The organism is Shewanella sp. SG41-4, from assembly GCF_014164505.1.
GTDB lineage: Bacteria > Pseudomonadota > Gammaproteobacteria > Enterobacterales > Shewanellaceae > Shewanella.
Genome location: NZ_JACJFI010000444.1, coordinates 1 through 2,292, shown reverse-complemented (window position 1 = coordinate 2,292; position 2,292 = coordinate 1). Strand labels below are relative to the sequence as shown.

The window sequence follows — 2,292 nt, the reverse complement described above, 5'->3', positions numbered from 1 at the left end:
GCATAATTTAACGCGTCAGTTTGAAGCGATTTTAACGCATCTACATTTGCTTCAAGCCACTGGAAAAAGTCAGCATCCCAAATAATACCGTACTTAATCACTTCAGCCATACCTGCAGCAAACTCATTTGCGGGTAATGTCTGTAAGCAAAGCGTATCGATAATCACTGATTTAGGCTGATAAAATGCACCAATCATATTTTTCCCAAGAGGATGATTAACAGCCGTTTTACCACCAACTGAAGAATCAACTTGGGACAGTAATGTAGTTGGTACTTGAATAAAATCAATTCCACGCTGATAACACGCAGCCGCGAAACCAGTCATATCACCAACAACACCACCACCGAGTGCGACTAATACCGAGTCTCGGGCAAAGTTATGCTCAAGTAATGCGGTAAAAATATAATCTAGATGTTGTAAATCTTTAAATTTTTCGCCATCCGGCAAAATTACGGTTTCAATGCGCGCGCAAGCGCACATCGCTTGTTGTATCTGTTGAAGATACAACGGAGCAATGGTGTCATTTGAAACAATTAAGGCTTTTTTGTTTGTTAGGTAGCGAGCAAAGAGCTCGCTATCATTCATCAAATTCTGGCCAATATAAATGGGGTAACTTCTATCACCTAATTGAACCTGAATCTGTTGCATGTTGTTACCTAAAAGCCGAGTTGCTCGATAATTTGGTTTGCGACGATCTTTGCGCTTTGCTCATCAGTCTTAACGATAACATCCGCAATTTCCTCATACAGAGGATTACGAATTTCCGCTAAGCTCTCAAGCACTTCACGTGGATCATCTACTTGTAACAACGGACGGCGCTTATCACGCTGAGTGCGCGCGACTTGCTTGTCGATAGTTGTTTCTAAGTAAACCACTATACCTCGAGCAGAAAGATAGTTGCGGATATCTTTACTCTGAACAGAACCACCACCTGTCGCGAGAACGATACCTTGCCTTTCTGAAAGATCACCAATGACTTGAGCTTCACGTCTACGGAAGCCTTCCTCACCTTCGACATCAAACACCCAGGCAATATCTGCACCGGTACGTTGTTCAATCTCGTGATCTGAATCGTGGAAATCTAAATGCAGCATTTGCGCCAGATGGCGACCAATTGTGCTTTTACCTGCGCCCATAGGGCCTACCAGAAAAATATTGCGTTTTTCAGCCATTTCGTATACGTCTGAATCTTATATGAAAGAATGCCTTATCGACTTAAACTCAAGCCGACCTATAATTTAACCTTGCTCTAATGAGACTTGACGGAGGATTATCTCAGTTAAGGGCTACCGCTTGCAAGTCATCACAGCTATTTATAATGATTTTATTATGTTACTGATGCTAAAAACCTCAAATAATAAACGACACTCACGAATAAAACTATGTTATTAAAAGAATTTATCTATATTAGCATTGTGCTAACTAATTAAAGTTAATACCATAAAACTTTAATAAAGTCGCAAGTCTAAGACTTAAACGACAAATTTTATGTGTAAGAGTGATGTTTAGTGATGATGAATTAAACCCGTTTGCTCATTCTCTGCTCATAAATATCAATTATAAAAAAAGCCAGCTATTAAGTAGCTGGCCTTTTATTGTTACTATTGTGTAAATAAACTACCGTTTGTCTTCAACAATCTTAGGTGTAACGAAAATTAACAACTCTTGGCGCTCATTAGTGTCAGTTGAGTTTCTAAATAAGAAACCTACTAAAGGAATATCACCCAATACAGGTACTTTACTCACACGGCTGATTAGGTTTTGTTGGTAAATCCCACCTAGAACAATTGTTTCACCATTATCCACAAGCACTTGAGTGCCAATGCGCTGTGTATCAATCGCAACAGCATCGCCAGTCGAAGTGGCCACTGTTGCCCCTTGAGAATCTTGAGTAATCTCAAGGTCGAGGATTACCCTGTCATCGGGCGTAATCTGCGGCGTTACACGTAATGATAATACAGCCTTTTTAAAGCTTACAGTTGTTGCACCACTTGATGCTGACTCAACATATGGGATTTCAACACCTTGCTCAATATATGCCGACTTCTGATTAGAAGTGGTAATACGAGGGCTAGCAATGATCTCACCTTTGTTTTCTTGCTCTAATGCACTTAATTCCAAATCGAGAACGGTCCCATCAGCCAATCTAGCTACGTGAAAAGCTATACTGGTCGCAGAACTCGCAGCCGCAGGTAAATTCACATTGAGGCGATCGTCTATGCTTGGGATAATACCGTTAGCAATACTCGTTGCGCCACCAATGCTACCTGAAGTACCTTTAGAGCCTTGC

General features: G+C 40.8%; 2 protein-coding genes and 1 pseudogene. All 3 read right to left on the bottom strand.

The window, feature by feature from the left end:
- A partial coding sequence (locus H5202_RS20850; RefSeq protein ID WP_182773746.1) for a 3-dehydroquinate synthase family protein occupies positions 1 to 650 on the bottom strand: 650 nt, incomplete at its 3' end.
- Positions 651 to 658: 8 nt separating this feature from the next.
- On the bottom strand, positions 659 to 1,174 hold the full coding sequence (gene aroK, locus H5202_RS20845) for a shikimate kinase AroK (RefSeq protein ID WP_011635865.1): 516 nt from the start codon (positions 1,172 to 1,174) through the stop codon (positions 659 to 661).
- 445 nt (positions 1,175 to 1,619) lie between these two features.
- Positions 1,620 to 2,292, bottom strand: a pseudogene (locus H5202_RS20840) (type IV pilus secretin PilQ); the annotation flags it as partial.